The following is a 16,733-nucleotide window of genomic DNA, read 5'->3' as shown; positions in this document are numbered from 1 at the left end:
AGCACCGGCAGTCGCTGAAATGCTCTCCCGCCTCAATGGCAACAGGTGGGATCGTGCCTCGGGCTGTTTTTACGGGCTGGCTGATCTGGCTGGGGGAGTTGGGGAAGGCTTCACTCGTTCGCGTGATGCTGGGGTGGGAGAGGGGGTGCGGAGACTACGCCGCCTCGTGAATCGGCCGGCAGGCCGGACGGAATCTCGTTTCGCGCGGCCGCCCACGGTATTCCGGCCGGAGGAAAGCGCTGCACGGGTGGCTCGGTCGGCGGGCGCATGCGCATCCATAGTTCGGCGCCCCACGCTTCGTACCGTGTCACCGCGGTGAATCCCGGATTCCCCGCAAGGCGCATCGAGTGGTCGTTGGCGGCCTGGGTGCAGAGCACCACCGGCTCGCCGAGAAGCGTGTCGGCGACGCGGGCGGCTGCTGTGTAAGCCACGTAACCAGGGCGCCGCCGATTATGGGCAGTGGCGTGTCCGCCGGAGAGCTTCGGCCTCTTCTTCACATCTTGTTCATATCGGCTGCCGTTATGTGGCTTCTCGGGTGCTGGCGTGGAAGACTGGCAAGTCAAGCATTGAATGCGGGATGTGAGGCGTCCATGGCCGACGCTGCGGGGGACGAGCGGCACTTGTGGTTCACGGTGCTGGGGCGGGTCGCGGTCTGGCGCGGGGGACGGCAGCTCGATGCCGGTTCGCCGCGGCAGCGGGCGCTGCTCGCCGTTCTGTTGATCCAGGGCGGCCGTGGCGCATCGGCGCCGGAGCTGATCCGCGCCCTGTGGGGTGAGAATCCGCCGCCGGATGCGAGGGCCGTCCTGCACACGTATGTATGCCGGCTGCGCGCGGTCTTGGGGCCGGACGCCGGCATGCTGGTGAGCGAGGCCGATGGCTACGCGTTGCGCGTCGGCGAGGGCGGGCTCGATCTCGAACGCGCCGAACGGTTCGTGGCCGATGCCGAGCAGGCACGTCGTACAGGCGACCCGGCCCGTGCCCGCGAACTGCTGGACCGGGCCATGGAGCTGGGGACCGGTGAGCCGCCGGCGGGTGTGCCGGGCCCGTACGGTGCGGCCTGGCGCGCCCGTCTGGAAGAGCACCGCCTGAGTCTGGTGGAAACCCGCCTCGCCCTGGACTTGGAGGCCGGGCAGCACGCGGAGGTGGTGGCGGAGCTGACGGCGCTGACAGCCGGGCATCCGCTGCGCGAGCGACTCCAGGAACTTCTGATGCTCGCGCTCTACCGTGCCAACCGGCGGGCCGAGGCGCTGGCCGTTTACGCCGACACCCGGCGCCTGCTGGCCCAGGAGCGGGGCGTCGCCCCCTCACCCGGACTCTCCGAACTGCATCGGCGTATCGCGCGGGCCGATCCCCGCCTGCCCGCTCCCGAAGGGGGACGCCCGCGCAATGCGGGTGGGGGCACGGCACGGATCCGGCCGGCTCAGCTTCCCCCGGACACCCGGGATTTCACCGGGCGGGCCGCGCTGGTCGAGGAGCTGGTCGCGTACCTCGGTCCGGGCAGGGGGAGCGGGGTGGCCGTGTGCGCGGTCGAGGGGATCGGTGGCGTCGGAAAGACCGCCTTGGCGGTGCATGTCGCGCACGCGGTCCGGCCGTTCTTCCCGGACGGGCAGTTGTACGTCGACCTTCGGGGCTGCGGACCGTGCCCGGCCGACCCGGAGTCCGTACTGGGGGCTTTCCTGCGGGCCCTGGGGGTATCGGACTGTGCCATCCCCGAGGGGGTGAGCGAGCGCTCCGCGCTCTACCGGTCCGTACTCGACGGCCGCCGCGTCCTGGCCTTGCTGGACAACGCCCGCGACGCCGCCCAGGTCCGTCCTCTGCTGCCGGGCACGGACGGCTGTGCCGCCCTGGTCACCAGCCGCAACCGGCTGGCCCACCCGGCGGGGACCCACGCGGTGGCCCTGGACGTCATGCGGCCCCAAGAAGCCCTCGCCCTGTTCACCCGCATCACCGGCGAAGGAGGCGAGGACGCCCGGGCGGTCGTGGCGGCGTGCGGCCGGCTGCCGCTGGCCATCCGGATCGCCGCCGCCCGCCTGGTGGCACGCCGCGCCTGGACCGCCGCCGACCTGGTACGCAAACTGGCCGACGAACACCATCGGCTGGACGAACTCCAGGCCGGCGACCTCGGCATCGAGGCCACCTTCGAGCTGGGATACGGGCAGCTCGCCGCCCGGCAGGCCCGCGCTTTCCGGCTGGTGGCCCTGCCGTGCGGGCCGGACATCTCGCTGGGCGCCGCCGCGGCCGTACTCGGCTTGGACACCGAAGAGGCCGGAAAGACGCTGGAGTTCCTGGTGGACACCTCGCTGCTGGAATCCCCCGCGCCGGACCGCTACCGCTACCACGACCTCCTGCGCCTCTACGCCCGTGCCCGTGCCGAACGGGACGATCCCCCGGAGCAGCGCGAGGCGGCGCGCTCGCGGTTGCTGGACCACTACCTGGCCACGGCCGCCCGCGTGTACACGATGAACCGGCCCGGAGAACCCCTGCTGGATCATCTTGAGCCCACCCAGTACCCGGGCCTGGCCTTCGAGGACCGGGAACGCGCGCTGGAATGGCTGTACACGGAGGCCGGCAACCTGCTGGCCTGCGCCCGCGCCTCGGCCCGCGGGCCCACGCTGCGTCGTGCGGCGGACCTCATGCTGGTGACCAAGGATCTGGCCGATTCGGGCACGGGCGCCCGGCAGTACGAGCAGACGATCGAGCACCTGCTGACGGCCGCGCTGGAAGCGCAGGACACCCATGCCGAAGGGCGGCTGCGCCTGCTCATGATCCACCTCCACATCATGGCCGGCCGTCTCGCGGAGGCGGACCGGCAGGCGCAGGCCGCCATGGCGCTCCGGCGCCACTGCGCGGACCCCGTTCTCTCCTCGAACGCTCTCAACGAGAGCGGCATCATCGCGAGTCTGCGGGGCCGCCATGAAGACGCGGAATCTCTCCTGAAGCAGGCTCTTGCCGCGTTTCGCGGCTACGGGAACCAGAACAGCGTGGCCAGCGCGCTGGCCAACCTTGCCCTCCTCTACCAGGACACCGGACGCATCGCCGAAGGGGTGGGCCTGGCCGAGCAGTGCCTGGCCCTCTACCAGGCAATCGGCGCGACGACGCGGCTGGCCGCCGGCCACTACACACTCGGCGTGGCCCTGACACAGGCCGGGCGCCCGGAGGACGCCCTGCGGCAACTCGAACAAGCCGTAGCCCTCTACCAGGACAGCAGGCAGTGCCTGTGGGAGGCGATGACGTACTGGCGGATGGCAGAAGCCCACCTCGCCGCGGACCGTCCGGCGCAGGCCGCGGGCCGGGCCGAAGAGGCCCTGGCCATCCTGTGTGGCCCCAGTGGCCAATGGGCCCGCGCCAACGCCCTCACCGCCCTCGGGCACGCCCTCCGGCGGACCGGGCACGCGGACCGCGCCCGCGTCTGCTGGCACAAAGCCTTGGAGACGTACGAGGCGCTGGACTCCCCGGAGGCACCCGCCGTACGGAGGCTGCTGCCCGCGGGCAGGCCGGCGCCGGTAGGCGACGCGGACGTGTAGATCCGCGTGCCCATGAATCCGCCGGAGCGCGCGGTCCGGAGACGAGCCGTAGACGCCCGACGCGGCCCGGACGGTCCTGGCCTCCGCACCGGTGCCTGCCCGCGCCTTGTGCGGCGTCGAGCACGATGGAAATCGGCGCGGCAGTCTTTCCGTCCCGACCACCCCCGCGCTCACCGGAACCGCCGCACCAACCCCCACTGCGACTGCTGCCGCGCCTTCGCCTCGTTCGCGTACTCGTCCACGTACTCCTGGCCGGAGAGCTGCAGGATCTCGTACATGATCTCGTCGGTGACGGCGCGCAGCGCGGCGTGTTCGCCGTCCAGGCCCGCGAACCGCTCGAATTCCAGCGGCTTGCCGAAGCGGATGGTGATGCGCATGGCTCGCGGCAGGCGGCGGCCGGTGGGCTGTGCCTCGAACGTACCGATCATCGCGCACGGGATCACCGGCACCTGGGCCTTGATCGCCATCGCGGCCACTCCCGTACGGCCCTTGTAGAGCCGCCCGTCGTGCGACCGCGTCCCCTCCGGGTAGATCCCCAGCACCCGCCCCTTGCGCAGCACCGCCAGCCCGGACCGCAACGCGGCCTGGGCCGCCTTGCCGCCGGAGCGGTCCACCGGAATCTGTCCGATTCCCCGGAAGAACGCCGCGGTCAGCCGCCCGCGCAGACCGGGTCCCGTGAAGTATTCGGACTTCGCCAGAAACGTGACCCGCCTCGGCACGATCACCGGCATCACGAAGTGGTCCGAGAACGACAGATGGTTGCCCGCAATGATCGCCGGGCCCTGCAAGGGCACATGCTCCAGCCCCTCCACCCGCGGCCGGAAGATCAGCCGCAGCAACGGCCCCAGGATCACGTACTTGAGCACCTGATAGAACACAGGGCCTCTCCTCACTCTCCGGAACCGGCTCAACGACGCTGTTTACGCAGGTCAGACGAGGTGCAGGAGGACGTAGTGTAGATGCAGGGGGGAGCGTCCGTAACCACTCGTGGGGGTACCGGTGGGGCGTGACGCCGGAAGGCGGTGGTGGACGGCCGGGAGGACGCTCGGGCGTGCGCCCTCCCGGCCGTCACGGGTTCCGGCCGCAATCAGTCACCGGCCGTCACCGGTTCTCGCCATAAGCAATCACCGGCTGTCACAGCCCCTCGACATCAGGCAGAAGGAATCTCCGCCCGAACGGTCCGCGCGGCGGCGACCAGATTCTCCAGCGAAGCGCGGGTCTCGGGCCAGGCGCGCGTCTTCAGGCCGCAGTCCGGATTGACCCACAGGCGCTCGGCCGGGATCGCGTCGAGGCCCTTGCGCAGGAGGCTCGCCGCCTCCTCGGCGCTGGGCACGCGGGGCGAGTGGATGTCGTACACCCCGGGGCCGGCCTCGCGCGGGTAGCCGTGTGCGGCCAGTTCGCGGGCGACCTGCATGTGGGAGCGGGCCGCCTCCAGGCTGATGACGTCGGCGTCGAGATCGTCGATGGCCTGGACGATGTCGCCGAACTCGGCGTAGCACATGTGCGTGTGGATCTGGGTCCGGTCCCGCACGCCGCTCGTGGTGAGGCGGAACGCCTCGGTGGCCCAGGCGAGGTAGGCGGCGTGACCGGCGGCGCGCAGCGGCAGCGTCTCGCGCAGGGCGGGCTCGTCCACCTGGATGACCGAGGTGCCCGCCGCTTCGAGGTCGGCGACCTCGTCGCGCAGGGCCAGGGCCACTTGGCGCGCGGTGTCGCCGAGCGGCTGGTCGTCGCGTACGAAGGACCAGGCGAGCATGGTGACCGGGCCGGTCAGCATGCCCTTGACGGGCCGGTCGGTGCAGGACTGGGCGTACGTCGTCCAGCGCACCGTCATCGGCTCGGGCCGCGAGATGTCACCGGCCAGGACCGGCGGACGCACATACCGCGTGCCGTACGACTGGACCCAGCCGTGCTGTGTGGCGAGGTAGCCGGTCAGCTGCTCCGCGAAGTACTGCACCATGTCGTTGCGTTCGGGCTCGCCGTGCACCAGGACATCGATGCCCGCCTTCTCCTGGAAGGCGAGGACCTCGCGGATCTCGTTCCTGATGCGCTCCTCGTAGCCGGCGGTATCGATGCGCCCGGCCCGCAGATCGGCGCGGGCGGCGCGCAGTTCACCGGTCTGCGGGAAGGAGCCGATGGTGGTGGTCGGCAGCAGGGGCAGGCCCAGGTGGGCCCGCTGGGCGGCGGCGCGCTTCGCGTACGGTGCCGAGCGGCGCCCGTCCGCGTCGGTGACGGCGGCGGCGCGGGCGCGTACGGCGGGGTCGTGGGTGATCGCGGAACCGGCGCGGGACGCCAGGTCGGCGCGGTTGGCGGCCAGTTCGGCGGCGATCGTGTGGGTGCCCTGCGCGAGGCCGCGGGCGAGGGTGGCGATCTCGGCCGTCTTCTGCTTGGCGAACGCGAGCCAGCGCAGGATCTGCGGGTCGATGTCGCGCTCGACGGCGGCGTCGAGCGGCACGTGCAGCAGGGAGCAGGAGGCGGCCACGTCGACCCGGTCGGCCAGCCCCAGCAGGGTGCCGAGCGTGGCCAGCGACTTCTCGTAGTCGTTGATCCAGATGTTGCGGCCGTTGACGACACCGGCGACCAGGCGCTTGCCGGGCAGGCCGCCCGCGGCGGCGAGCGCGTCCAGGTTGCCGGCGGCGGCCTCGGTGAAGTCCAGCGCCAGGCCGTCGACGGGAGCCTTGGCCAGGACCGGCAGGGCCTCGCCGAGCTGGTCGAAGTACGAGGCGACCAGCAGCTTCGGGCGGTCGGTGAGGGCTCCGAGGTCGCGGTACGCGCGCTCCGCGGCGTTCAGCTCGGCCGGGGTGCGGTCCTGGACGAGGGCGGGCTCGTCCAGCTGCACCCACTCGGCCCCGGCCGCGCGCAGATCGCCCAGGACCTCCGCGTACACCGGCAGCAGCCGGTCGAGCAGGATCAGCGGGTCGAAGCCGGCGGCGACCCCGGGGGCGGGCTTGGCCAGCAGGAGGTAGGTGACCGGGCCGACGAGCACCGGACGCGGCGTGTGCCCGAGGGCGAGCGCTTCTTTCAGCTCGCCGACCTGCTTGGCGGAGTCCGCGGCGAAGACCGTGTCGGGCCCCAGTTCAGGCACCAGATAGTGATAATTGGTGTCGAACCACTTCGTCATCTCCAGCGGCGCCACGTCCTGAGTGCCGCGCGCCATCGCGAAGTAGCCGTCCAGGGCGCCGGCCTCGACGGCGGCGCGGTGCCGGTCCGGGACGGCTCCGACCATGACGCTGGTGTCCAGGACGTGGTCGTAGTACGAGAAGTCACCGGTCGGCACCTCGTGCACGCCGGCGTCCACGAGCTGCTGCCAGTTCGCACGGCGCAAGCCCCGCGCGGTCTCCACCAGGGCGTCCGCGGTGACGCGGCCCTTCCAGTAGCCCTCGATGGCCTTCTTCAGTTCCCGGTGCTGACCTTGGCGGGGGTAGCCGTACACGGTGGCCCGTGCTGCCGCGGCTGCGGGCTTCGCTGTCACGGAACTCTCCTTCGCGGATGTGTTCTTGAGTACGTCCCGGAAACGGGACGAGAACGCGAAGGAACGACGCGTCGGACGAGCCGCGAAGCGTACGCCGACGCTCCTGCCCGCCTGACATGTACGGTTCCGGACCAAGTCCGGAACGCTCCCAACCCGCCCTCGAGGTCTCCGGGAAGACCGCGCACGCATGGACGCGCGCGGGCAACGGGCAGGTCTTCGGACTCGCGGGCACGCCTGCCGGGCTCTCCCGGCGGGCACCTACTGGCCGTCGCTTCCCGGATCCGCGGCCCGGATCCAGTGCGTATGACGGCGGTCGTTCCCGCTCACCGCTGCGGGGCAGTCCCGGATTCCCACCGGGTTCCCTCTTACGACGCGCCTGCCTGGCGGGCAGGGCGAACCAGCTGCACCGGACACAGTAGATCGAGCGGGGCCCGAGCGGACAGACCTGTTCATATGGCGGGACGGGAAATGAGATGGGGGGACGTCGAAGCCGTACGGGATCCGGCAGGGACCGGCCCGTACGGCTTCGGCGCTACGTGACGGAGGGTTCAGCCGGCAGACGGCTGCGACGTGCCGGAGGAGAACCGGCCGGACGCGAGCTTCCATTCGCGGTGCAAGGTGCCCAGCGGAATGCGCTTCTGGAAGAGCGGAGTGCCGAAGATCGTCAGCTGGGCCTGGAGCGAGCCGCTCAGATCCAGCCCTCCGAAAGCCTTCCAGTCGGCCGTGACGGAACCCTTCCCGTCGGAGGAACCGATGGCCGCGGCACTGGCCTCGCCGCGCAGATACGGAGCGACATCGGCGCTCACACCGACCGCACCGTACAGGCCGACGCTCGCCTCGGTACCGAGCGTGGCCTTCGCCTGGCCCGATGCCGTCACAGCGGCCTGTACGGGGGTGGAGTGCATGCCGGATTCGCTGACGGGCTTCCAGCCCCCGGCCCAGGAGTAGCTGCCGCCGACCCGGAAGTCGCCCTTGAGGTCCTGCTTGATGTCGACGCTGACCCGGCCGTCCGCCTCGACCGCGAGGTAGCACGTGAGGTCGAGGTTGACGACGACCGGCACCGGGCCGACCTGGATGACCGGATCGGCGTGGAGCTTGGCGAACGGCATCCGCAGCGGCTTACCCGTGGAGGCAGCGGCCTGGCCCTTGAAGCGCCACTGGGAGGACCAGTCACCGGACAGCCCGATGAACGCGCCGCCGGGTGCCGTGTGGTTGGCGGAGGCGGGAGAGGGCGTGGCGTGCGCTCGGCTGCCGTCGTAAGCGAACTCCACCTTGGGCGACAGCTGCACGAAGCCGCCAACCGAGGCGGAGGCACTCGCCGGGGCGCCCTCCGCGGTGGCGACCGAAGCACCGACGTCCAGGCGCAGACTGCCGAGGGGCAGCGTGGCACCGTGCGGCCCGAAGCGGCGCTCGCCATTCTTCGCCCAGGAAACCTTCACCCCCTTGACCAGCGGCTCGACCGAGACGGCAGCCGGATCGACGGGCACCTTCCCATCGGCCTTGCCCTTGCCCAGCAGCGCATCGAGCGTGGCCGGCGCGGTGTTGACCTCGGTGCCCTTCGCCGTCGTGCCCCGTACGGCGGTGACCTTGGCCAGGACGCCGCTGGGGGCGCCGGGAGCGGGCGCGCTCGCGATGACGTCGCCGACGGCCACGGCCGAGTTCTTCGCGGGAGCGGAGGCGGAGGGAGTGGGGGAGGGGGCGGTGGATGCGGAGGCCGAGGAGGACGGGTTCGGGAGGTGCTTCGCCGGGCTGACGACGACCGCGCGGCCGCTGCGGCGGTCGTACGAGGCGACCCGTACCGCGGACTTGTACTGCGGGCGTCCGTCGCCGGACGGGCGGGCCACGGCCGCCGCACCGGCGGGGCCGGACGACGTGGGAGCCGCACCGACGGCCAGCCGCTGCCCGCCGCTGCCGCCCTTGCCGGCGGTGACGTCGGCGGCGTCATGGCCCTCGGCGGCCTGGGCGGCGGTCGCCCCGGCGCCGGGTTCGCCGGACCCGCCGGTGCCGGCGTCGGGGCCGGCGCCACTGCCCGACGAACAGCCGGAAGCCAGCAGGGAGATGACGGTCAGGGCAGGTATGAGTGCCTGCTTGGTGATCGTACGCAAGGTGAGCCCTAGAGAATGTGGGGTGGGGCACGCCGTGACGAAGTCGCCTCCGGCAACGGCGCCTCACAACAATGGGACGGTTGCGAAGAAGTGCGGATGTGCGGAAAGGGAGCTGGGTGATCATGCCATGACCGGTGGTCCGGGGCGAATTCGGGCTGTACGCCGGGGCATTGATATGGACCAATGATGATTTCGCGGTGAACTATCTCGGGGGTGCGGGGGATTCCGCGATGGGTGGTCCGGTCTGCTGAATGGTTGAGGGGGCAACGGAAATGGGGTGGTGGGATTGCGGGGGTGTTCTTGGTGGTCTTGGTGGTCTTGGTGGGGTGGTGCCGGGGAGGGGCGTGGGGGAGGGGTGTGGGGGCGCGCTTCGAGAGGTCGCGCTTCGAGGGGTGGGGCTTCGAGAGGCTGCGCTTCGAGGGGCGGGGCGTGTCGCTTGCGGTGCGAGGCGTGACGCGTCCATCCGTACGGTACGGGCCTGAGCGAGCGCGCCGAAGGGGCGCCGCCCGGCCTGAGTTGCCCGATTGGCGGGCGCCGGGTTGTGGCCCGTCTGTCTGATCTGGTGCCCACGCAGCCCGTCGCGGCGAGGGCCCCCGGCCCCTGCGCGACCTCCCCGTCTCCCTGGGGCATCTGGCCTCCGAGCCGAACGATGCGGCCCATCGCCCCGAACTGCTTTGTGCCCATATCACACACCTGCACGCTCACCATGCGCGACCGGGTTGTTTCCCCGGTTTTCCGGCGGAGCCGCCACCGCTTCCGGCACATTCGGTGCATGAACGGTTACGAGGACAGGGTGCCCGGCTACCTCACCTTCCGGGTGGCTCCGCAGGACGGGCCCATTGCCGCCCTGGCGGACCTGGAGGCGTGGCAGGCGCGCGAGCGCTACCCGGAACTTCTGGGGGTGGGGCTGGCGGAGTTCTTCCACGCGAAGGAGCGCGATGCCGGCGGTTGGGAACTGTCCGAGCACGGCGCCAGCGAACCGCAGGGCGCCAGGGATTCCCTGGGGTCGCACTTCCGCCTGCGGGCCAAACGGGCCGACGAATCCGGTGACGCGGCGGCGCAGAAGGTGTGGATGGCGGCGGCGTTGCGCATGGACCGGGAGGTCGTCGACGAGATCTGCGTCCGTGGCGAGCGATTCCGTATCGTACGGGCGTCGAAATTCATCCGCATGGGCCGCAGCGGTCCCGAACCGCCCCGCCCCTCCGACCCCGATCCGGCGGAGGTCGGCGAAGCGCTTCGCGTGCCGTCCCGGACCAAGGGATTCGTTGTTGATCCTTACGTCAGTACCGGCCTGTCCGACGGCCTTCTGAAACTCGATCTCGTCCACTTCGTCGGCGGTTCCCCCAATGCGCCCGCGGAGGTACGCATCGACGCCCTGCGCGCCGCCGAGAAATACCCGGGCGGTGTGCTGCTGCCGGCGGTGTTCATGACCTCGGAACGGGTGGACGGGCAGTGGAGGGCGCAGAATCCGGGGGCGTCGGATTCCACTCCGCAAGGGGCCAGGGACGGGCTTGCCGCATGGCTCCGGGTGATGGCCCCGTTCAATCTGCGGCTGTCGGAAGAGAAGCGGGCGGAGTATGCGCGAGCGGCCGATGCGCTGGACGAGAAGCGGAGCAACGGTCTGAGCGTCGATGGGCGCCGGTTCCGTATTACGCGGGTGGAGCGGCTGGTCCGGATCGGCCCCAGCGGACCGGAGGGCCCGCGGCCCAGCGATTTCGACCCCCAGCCTCCCGTGGAGGTCCACACCCAGCAGTTGAAGGATCAGGGGCTGTGGAAGGAAGAGGACGAGCCGCTCGAACTCGACGCACGGACGCTGGAGTTCAAGGCATTGTGGGAGCAGGAAGAGGCTCGCCGAGCGGCGGCCAAGGAGCGCAAGACGAATAAGAAGCGCACCTGAACGCAGTAAGTCGCTGTTGTGCTCGGTGAATCACTGTTGAGCTCGGCTCCGCCCCGACGGAGCCGAGCTCAACTGCATCTATACGCACACTCCTGCCACCACTGCCCCGTCCCGCATGGCCCGGGCGGACGAAATCCGGTCGCGGCCGACGCCGGGCGCTGCTAGCTTGCGGCCGTGGATCTCTTCTCACGCTCTTGGACGGCGCTGCGCACCGCGGTCGCCGAGCTTTCGGACGAGGATTTCGCGCGGCCGTCGGGCTGCGCCGGCTGGCTCGTACGGGACCTGGTGTGTCACCTGATCATCGACGCCCAGGACGTCCTGATCACCCTCGTCACCCCCGCCGACACGGAACCGACCCGCGACGCGGTGACGTACTGGGAGGTCGCCGACACGCCGCCGACCGGTGACGACCCGCTCGACGCGCTGATCGTCCGCCTGGCCGCCGCGTACGAGGACCCGGGGCTGCTCAAGTTCCATCTGGACGACCTCGGTTCCGCCGCCGGCCGCGCCGCCGAACTCGCGGACCCCACGGTCAGGGTCAGTACCCGCGACGTCGTACTCACCACGGGCGACTACCTTTCCGCGTACGTTCTGGAGTGGACGCTGCACCACCTCGACCTGATCGCGCACGTGCCGAACGCGGCGGAACCGCCCACCGAGGGTCTGGCCCGAACGCGGGAAATGCTGGAAAAGATCGCCGGCGCCGCATTCCCCTCGTCGTTCTCCGACAAGGACGCACTGCTGATCGGGACCGGACGACGCACGCCGACCGAGACCGAGAAGGCCGAACTGGGAGAGCTGGCCGCGAAATTGCCGTTCGTCATCGGGTGACCGGACTCTCGTAGGCTCCTGCCGTCGGCAGGGCCGTGTGACGCTGGCCGGACCGGCCCTCGGCGCCCCAACTAATCAACCTTGACTAGTGGCGCCTTGGCGCGTACCTTCTTCTTCGCGCAGCCATGTCCGATGGGTGTGCGACCGAGGACTTGAGGAGACGTTCGCGTGACCTTTCTGCCTGACACCGGGTACGTGCCGACCGATGAGGACCGTACGAGCCTGGATGACTGGTTCGCGGAGTACGACGCGCAAAGTGCGAAGCGGAATGTCGAGCGCATGGCGGACATGGCGGTGTTTCCCCTGAACCTCGTGAGCGACGATGCGGCCGGCAACGGGCGCTCGGCGCAGTGGGACCGCGAACAATTCGTCGCGACGATGACGCAGGTGATGGGTGAGGGGAACGAGGACATCACCTTCGAGTCCACCCGGACGCCCGTATTCCTCTCGGCCTCGATGGCCGTGGTCTTCACGGACTCGACCATGACCCAGGCGGGGCAGTCCACGCAGTTGCGGTATGCCGACATCCTGATCCGCCGGAACGGGAAATGGGCGTTCCAGACCATGATTCAGGGTGGATGGGGCGACAACTTGTAAGTCCGGAGGCCCCTGACCACTCTGAATCATGGGGTGTCACTGCTGTCGGGTCGGCTTCCCGGAGCGGTCCAGGAGAGTGCGGAGGATCTGGTCGGCTGCCGTCCACAGGGCGGCGCCGCCGATCCCGGGCACGATGTGCCGTACGGATCCGGGGATTTGCGTCGCCAAACCAGCTCCTTGGTCGGGCGAGTGGCTGCGGTCTTCCGCGCCGTACCACACATCCACCGGAATTCCGATCGCGGCGAGGTCGAGCCCCCACCGTCCCATCGCCAGGACGGCGTCCCGGGCGTAACCGTCGGCCGCCCCCTGGGCGAAGCCCTCTTCCAGCGCCTTCCGGTACGCGCCGGCGAACGGCTCCCGCTGGTAGACGGCCAGGTCGCAGGCGGGACTGTTGCCCATGACCATGTCCCACATCATCCGCGGGGCGAATCCGGCGAAGGAATCCCCGGCCTCTTCCGGTGCTCGTACGCAAAGGTCCGTCAACTGCTGGAGGTCCCGCGGCAATACGTCGCTGAAGCGCGGCTCGGCGATTTCGTCGGCCGCGGAGACGAGCGCGAGGGCATTGACCGTACGGGCGGCCGCGCAGGCCAGGGCGAACGGCGCGCCTTGCGAATTGCCGACCATGGCGGGCGGCCGGTCGAGGCCCTTGCGCTCGATGAGTATGCGGGTGTCTTCGGCGAAATCCTGGAGCGTGCGCCCCGGGGCCGGAGTGGAGACGCCCAGCCCGGGCCGGTCCAGCGAGATCAAGCGGACTCCGAGGTCGTGCACGGCCTCCGCCCCGAAGCCGAGATGACGGCTGGTGGCCGCGCCGGGGGAGAACAGGACGGGCGTGCCGTCGGCAGGGCCCCACTCGGCCCAGCCCAGAAACCTGCCGTCGGGCAGCCGTTCCGCGCCGGTACGAACGGGTGGGGCGACGAGAGCTTTTGGCGTCTTCACGCCTGTAATCATGCCTGCCGGGGAGTGCTCAGGCTGTTCAAGGGTCTCAGGTCACAGGGGATTGTCAGACCCCTCGGCTACGGTTCGGGCATGGTGAATTACGTACTTGTCGCAGGAGCGTGGCTCGGAGCGTGGGTGTGGGACGAGGTGGTCCCGCTGCTGCGCGCGGCGGGCCACGGCGCGTATCCGCTGACACTGTCGGGCCTCGCGGACAAGCAGGGCGTACCGGCCGGTCAGCAGACGCATGTTGAGGACATCGTCGGTGAGGTCGATCGACTCGGCCTCGACAACGTCGTTCTGGTCGGACACAGCTACTCGGGCATTCCGGTCGGCCAGGCCGCCGAGCAGATCGGCGACCGGCTGAGCCGCGTCATATTCGTCGACTCCGACGTACCGGTCGACGGCAAGTCGTTCGTCTCCGGCTGGCCGGACGTCCGGGCCGCGGTGGAGGCGTCGATAGCCGAGACCGGAGGATTCTGGGCCCCGCCGGCTGCGGCCGGGTACGCCGGCCACGGCCTTACGGACGAGCAGATCGAGCACATGGTGGATGAGGCGACGCCGCATCCGGGCGCCACCTTGACCGAGCCCGCCGAACTGGCCGGCTCTCTCGCCGAGCTTCCGGCGACGTACATCAAGTGCGTGCTGGACGGCCCCGAGCCGATCCCGGCCGTGGCCAAGCTTCTGACCAGCGAGAAGCGGCGGCTGGTCGAACTGGAGACGGGACACTGGCCGATGCTCTCCGCGCCGGGCGAGCTGGCGCGAATACTTCTGGATGCCGCTGAGCGGTAGGCGCTTGGCGAGGGGGAGGGCTTGGGGCGCGGGGCAGTGTAAGGGGGCGGTGTGCTGGAGGAGCGGAATTCCTCGCGTTACGAGGAGGGTTGAGCCGGGCCACTGCGGCCTCCGTAGAACTGGGTGCCCACCGTGCACGGGAGCCGACCGCGGCACCACGCGCCATCTCCGCGCTCTCTCCTGTGCGCTCCCCCTGCGGTCCAGCTGGAGGTCAGCGAAGTGAGCCACCGATACGTGAGCAAGAGCCATCGGCACGTCAACAAACGGACCGGCGTTCTCGTCGGCGGCGCGGCGACCGCCCTCCTGGCGGCGGCGATCGTGCTGCCGCAGGCCAACGCGAGCCCGGAGCAGCCGCGGTCACTGCGCACCTTCTCCTCCGAGTCGGCGGCGCGGGTCGCGTCGTCGCTGAAGGCGGACCTCGGCGCTGACCGGACAGCGGGCTGGTACCTGGACGCCGGGAAGGGGCGACTCGTCATGAACGTCCTGTCGGCGGAGGACGCGAGGCGTGTCGAGGCGGAAGGGGCGGTGGCGAAGGTCGTACGGAACAGCATGAGCGAACTCCAGGCAGCGACACGGACGTTGAGCAACAGCGCGGCCATACCCGGCACCGCGTGGTCCATCAACCCACGTACGAACCGCGTCTCGGTGACCGCCGACCGCACGGTCACCGGCGAAAAGCTCGCCACCCTCACCAAGGCCGTCGAGAAGCTGGGCAGTGGTGTGGCGAGTGTGAAGCGGTCGTCGGGGGAGTTCCGGCGCTATGACGGCGGCGGAAGCGTGGGGGGAGTTGGCGAGGCCGGAGGGAGCGGCGACGGAGGAGACGGCGGGAGTAGCGAGGGCGGTGGGGTCATCGGAGGCAGCGACGGTGGGGCTGGAGGGGGCGATGGTGGTGGGGCCGGTGGAAGTGGCGGCGACGGTGGGGGGGGTGGTGGCGGGGGTGCGGGCGGTGCGTTGCCCGTAGGGGGCAGTGCCATCTTCGGGGGGAATGCTCGGTGCTCGCTGGGGTTCAACGTCACCGTCCAGGGCGCTCCTGCGTTTCTGACGGCGGGCCACTGCGGGAAGAGTTCCGCGACCTGGTCGGCCGATCAGGCGGGGACGCAGCGGTTGGGTACGGTGGCCGACGCCCAGTTCCCCGAGAACGACTTCGCCCTGGTGAAGTACGACGATCCGGGCGCCCGGCCGGAGAGCGCGGTGGATCTCCAGAACGGCAGCACACAGCGAATATCGCGGGCCGCGGATGCCGCCGTGGGGATGCGGGTGCAGCGGTCCGGCAGCACGACCGGGTTGTCGGACGGAACCGTCACCGGCTTGAACGCCACGGTGAATTACGGCAACGGCGACATCGTCAACGGGCTGATACAGACAGACGTGTGCGCGGAACCCGGAGACAGCGGCGGGGCGATGTTCTCCGAGGACGCTGCCGTAGGGCTGACCTCGGGCGGCAATGGCGACTGCACACAGGGAGGGGAGACTTTCTTCCAGCCGGTGACCAAGGCTCTGGAGGCGACGGGCGCCGAGATCGGGGCGTCCAACGCCGGCAGCTAGGGACTGTCCGATGGATCGCCACACACGTGCGCATCGTCCAGGCGTCGACCTGAGATCCGCTGCCGGCGCCCGCGAGGGCGCTCGGCTCCCGGCGGGCGAGGTCCGAGCGCGCACCGCGGATCGGGTCAGGCGGTCAGATGCGCGCCGAAGAACTCGGTCAGCTTCGCGACGGCCCGGGTGACGTACTCGTCCTTGTCGTACAGGTCCACATGGGTGGCGCCCTCGATGTCGAAGAGCTCCGCGGTCCGGCCGGCCCTGGCGACCGCCTGCTCGCTGAACGGACGGGTGGCGGCCTCCGTGCCCGCGATCATCAGAAGCGGGCGCGGTGCGATCTTGTCGACGTGGGCGTAGGAATCGTACTGGTCGAGCTGGTCCGCGCTGCGCGCCACCCACAGGTTCGTCGCACGCGGATGCATGCCGCGGGGCGTCTTGTAGTACTCGACGGACTCCCGGACGAGCGCCGGGGTCGACGCGTCGATCTGGTCCGGCCCCGGCAGCACGCTGACCAGGGTGGCCGGCTCGCCAGCCGCCTCCTCGCTGCGTCGGCGCCCGGCCTCCGCGACCATCGTCGCGAAGCCCGCCGGGTCGCCGCTCTTGAAGAAACCCGCCAGGTCCATGGCGCTGAGGGTGGCGATCGCCTTCATCCGGTGGTCGGTCTGCGCCGCGAAGGGCGCGTAACCGCCGGAGGAGCAGATACCGAGCACCCCGATCCGCTCCGGGTCGACGTCGTCACGCGTGGTCAGGTAGGAGACCGCGTTGCGGAAGTCGTCCGCCCGCTGGAACGGGTTCTCCAGCCCGTGCGGCTCGCCCTCGCTCTCACCCTGGTAGGCGGCGTCGAAGGTCAGGGCGACGAAGCCCCGCGCCGCGAGACGCCCGGCGTAGACTGCCGCGGTCTGCTCCTTGACGCCGGTGGCCGGGTGCCCCACCACGACGGCGGGCGAGGGGCCCTCCGGCGGGGTGTCCGGGGTGTACAGGTGCCCGGCGAGAGTGAGGCCGTTGCTGGGGAAGGTGACGCTCGTTTTCATGCCCTCTTCGCTTTC

The 16,733-nt window shown here is 70.5% G+C and carries 11 protein-coding genes and 1 riboswitch; of the genes, 6 read left to right on the top strand and 5 right to left on the bottom strand.

Features of this window, described 5'->3' with window-relative positions; all coding sequences use genetic code 11:
- Positions 1–590: 590 nt before the first annotated feature.
- On the top strand, positions 591–3,524 hold the full coding sequence (locus tag ADK86_RS17685) for an AfsR/SARP family transcriptional regulator (protein ID WP_053697441.1): 2,934 nt from the start codon (positions 591–593) through the stop codon (positions 3,522–3,524).
- Positions 3,525–3,694: 170 nt separating this feature from the next.
- On the opposite strand, the gene ADK86_RS17680 is transcribed toward ADK86_RS17685, so the two are convergent.
- The 3 genes from ADK86_RS17680 to ADK86_RS17670 all read right to left on the bottom strand — a co-directional run bounded on the left by ADK86_RS17680 (position 3,695) and on the right by ADK86_RS17670 (position 9,098).
- Entirely contained in the window at positions 3,695–4,402 is a 708-nt protein-coding gene (locus ADK86_RS17680) for a lysophospholipid acyltransferase family protein (protein ID WP_053697440.1), read from the bottom strand.
- A gap of 272 nt (positions 4,403–4,674) precedes the next feature.
- Positions 4,675–6,993, bottom strand: coding sequence for a 5-methyltetrahydropteroyltriglutamate--homocysteine S-methyltransferase (gene metE, locus ADK86_RS17675; RefSeq protein WP_053697439.1), 2,319 nt, complete (start codon positions 6,991–6,993; stop codon positions 4,675–4,677).
- Positions 6,994–7,182: 189 nt separating this feature from the next.
- A riboswitch (cobalamin riboswitch) is annotated at positions 7,183–7,410 on the bottom strand.
- Positions 7,411–7,541: 131 nt separating this feature from the next.
- Positions 7,542–9,098: a hypothetical protein gene (locus ADK86_RS17670; RefSeq protein ID WP_053697438.1), complete on the bottom strand. Its 1,557-nt coding sequence runs from the start codon at positions 9,096–9,098 to the stop codon at positions 7,542–7,544.
- A gap of 772 nt (positions 9,099–9,870) precedes the next feature.
- Here ADK86_RS17670 and ADK86_RS17665 point away from each other — a divergent pair.
- The 3 genes from ADK86_RS17665 to ADK86_RS17655 all read left to right on the top strand — a co-directional run bounded on the left by ADK86_RS17665 (position 9,871) and on the right by ADK86_RS17655 (position 12,423).
- A complete protein-coding gene (locus ADK86_RS17665; protein ID WP_053697437.1) occupies positions 9,871–10,995 on the top strand; it encodes a DUF5954 family protein in 1,125 nt (374 codons plus the stop codon).
- Positions 10,996–11,169: 174 nt separating this feature from the next.
- Positions 11,170–11,826 (top strand): maleylpyruvate isomerase N-terminal domain-containing protein, encoded by a 657-nt coding sequence (locus tag ADK86_RS17660; RefSeq protein ID WP_053697436.1) that lies wholly within the window; start codon positions 11,170–11,172, stop codon positions 11,824–11,826.
- 168 nt (positions 11,827–11,994) lie between these two features.
- Positions 11,995–12,423 (top strand): nuclear transport factor 2 family protein, encoded by a 429-nt coding sequence (locus tag ADK86_RS17655; RefSeq protein ID WP_053697435.1) that lies wholly within the window; start codon positions 11,995–11,997, stop codon positions 12,421–12,423.
- A gap of 36 nt (positions 12,424–12,459) precedes the next feature.
- Here the strand turns inward: ADK86_RS17655 and ADK86_RS17650 are convergent, their stop codons facing one another.
- On the bottom strand, positions 12,460–13,359 hold the full coding sequence (locus ADK86_RS17650; RefSeq protein WP_420718859.1) for an alpha/beta fold hydrolase: 900 nt from the start codon (positions 13,357–13,359) through the stop codon (positions 12,460–12,462).
- Between the two features lie 90 nt (positions 13,360–13,449).
- Here ADK86_RS17650 and ADK86_RS17645 point away from each other — a divergent pair, with 90 nt between their 5' ends.
- Both ADK86_RS17645 and ADK86_RS17640 read left to right on the top strand, forming a co-directional pair.
- Positions 13,450–14,148, top strand: coding sequence for an alpha/beta fold hydrolase (locus ADK86_RS17645; RefSeq protein WP_053697433.1), 699 nt, complete (start codon positions 13,450–13,452; stop codon positions 14,146–14,148).
- A gap of 234 nt (positions 14,149–14,382) precedes the next feature.
- Positions 14,383–15,693 carry a S1 family peptidase gene (locus ADK86_RS17640; protein ID WP_234345910.1) on the top strand — a complete coding sequence of 437 codons (1,311 nt, stop codon included), beginning with the start codon at positions 14,383–14,385 and terminating at the stop codon, positions 15,691–15,693.
- A 125-nt stretch (positions 15,694–15,818) separates the two neighbouring features.
- Here the strand turns inward: ADK86_RS17640 and ADK86_RS17635 are convergent, their stop codons facing one another.
- Positions 15,819–16,718: an alpha/beta hydrolase gene (locus tag ADK86_RS17635; protein ID WP_053697431.1), complete on the bottom strand. Its 900-nt coding sequence runs from the start codon at positions 16,716–16,718 to the stop codon at positions 15,819–15,821.
- Between the last annotated feature and the right edge of the window lie 15 nt (positions 16,719–16,733).

The organism is Streptomyces sp. NRRL F-5755 (genome assembly GCF_001279365.1).
GTDB classification, from domain to species: domain Bacteria; phylum Actinomycetota; class Actinomycetes; order Streptomycetales; family Streptomycetaceae; genus Streptomyces; species Streptomyces rimosus.
Note: the sequence above shows the minus strand (reverse complement) of the source record. Positions and strands in the feature narration are given on the sequence as shown.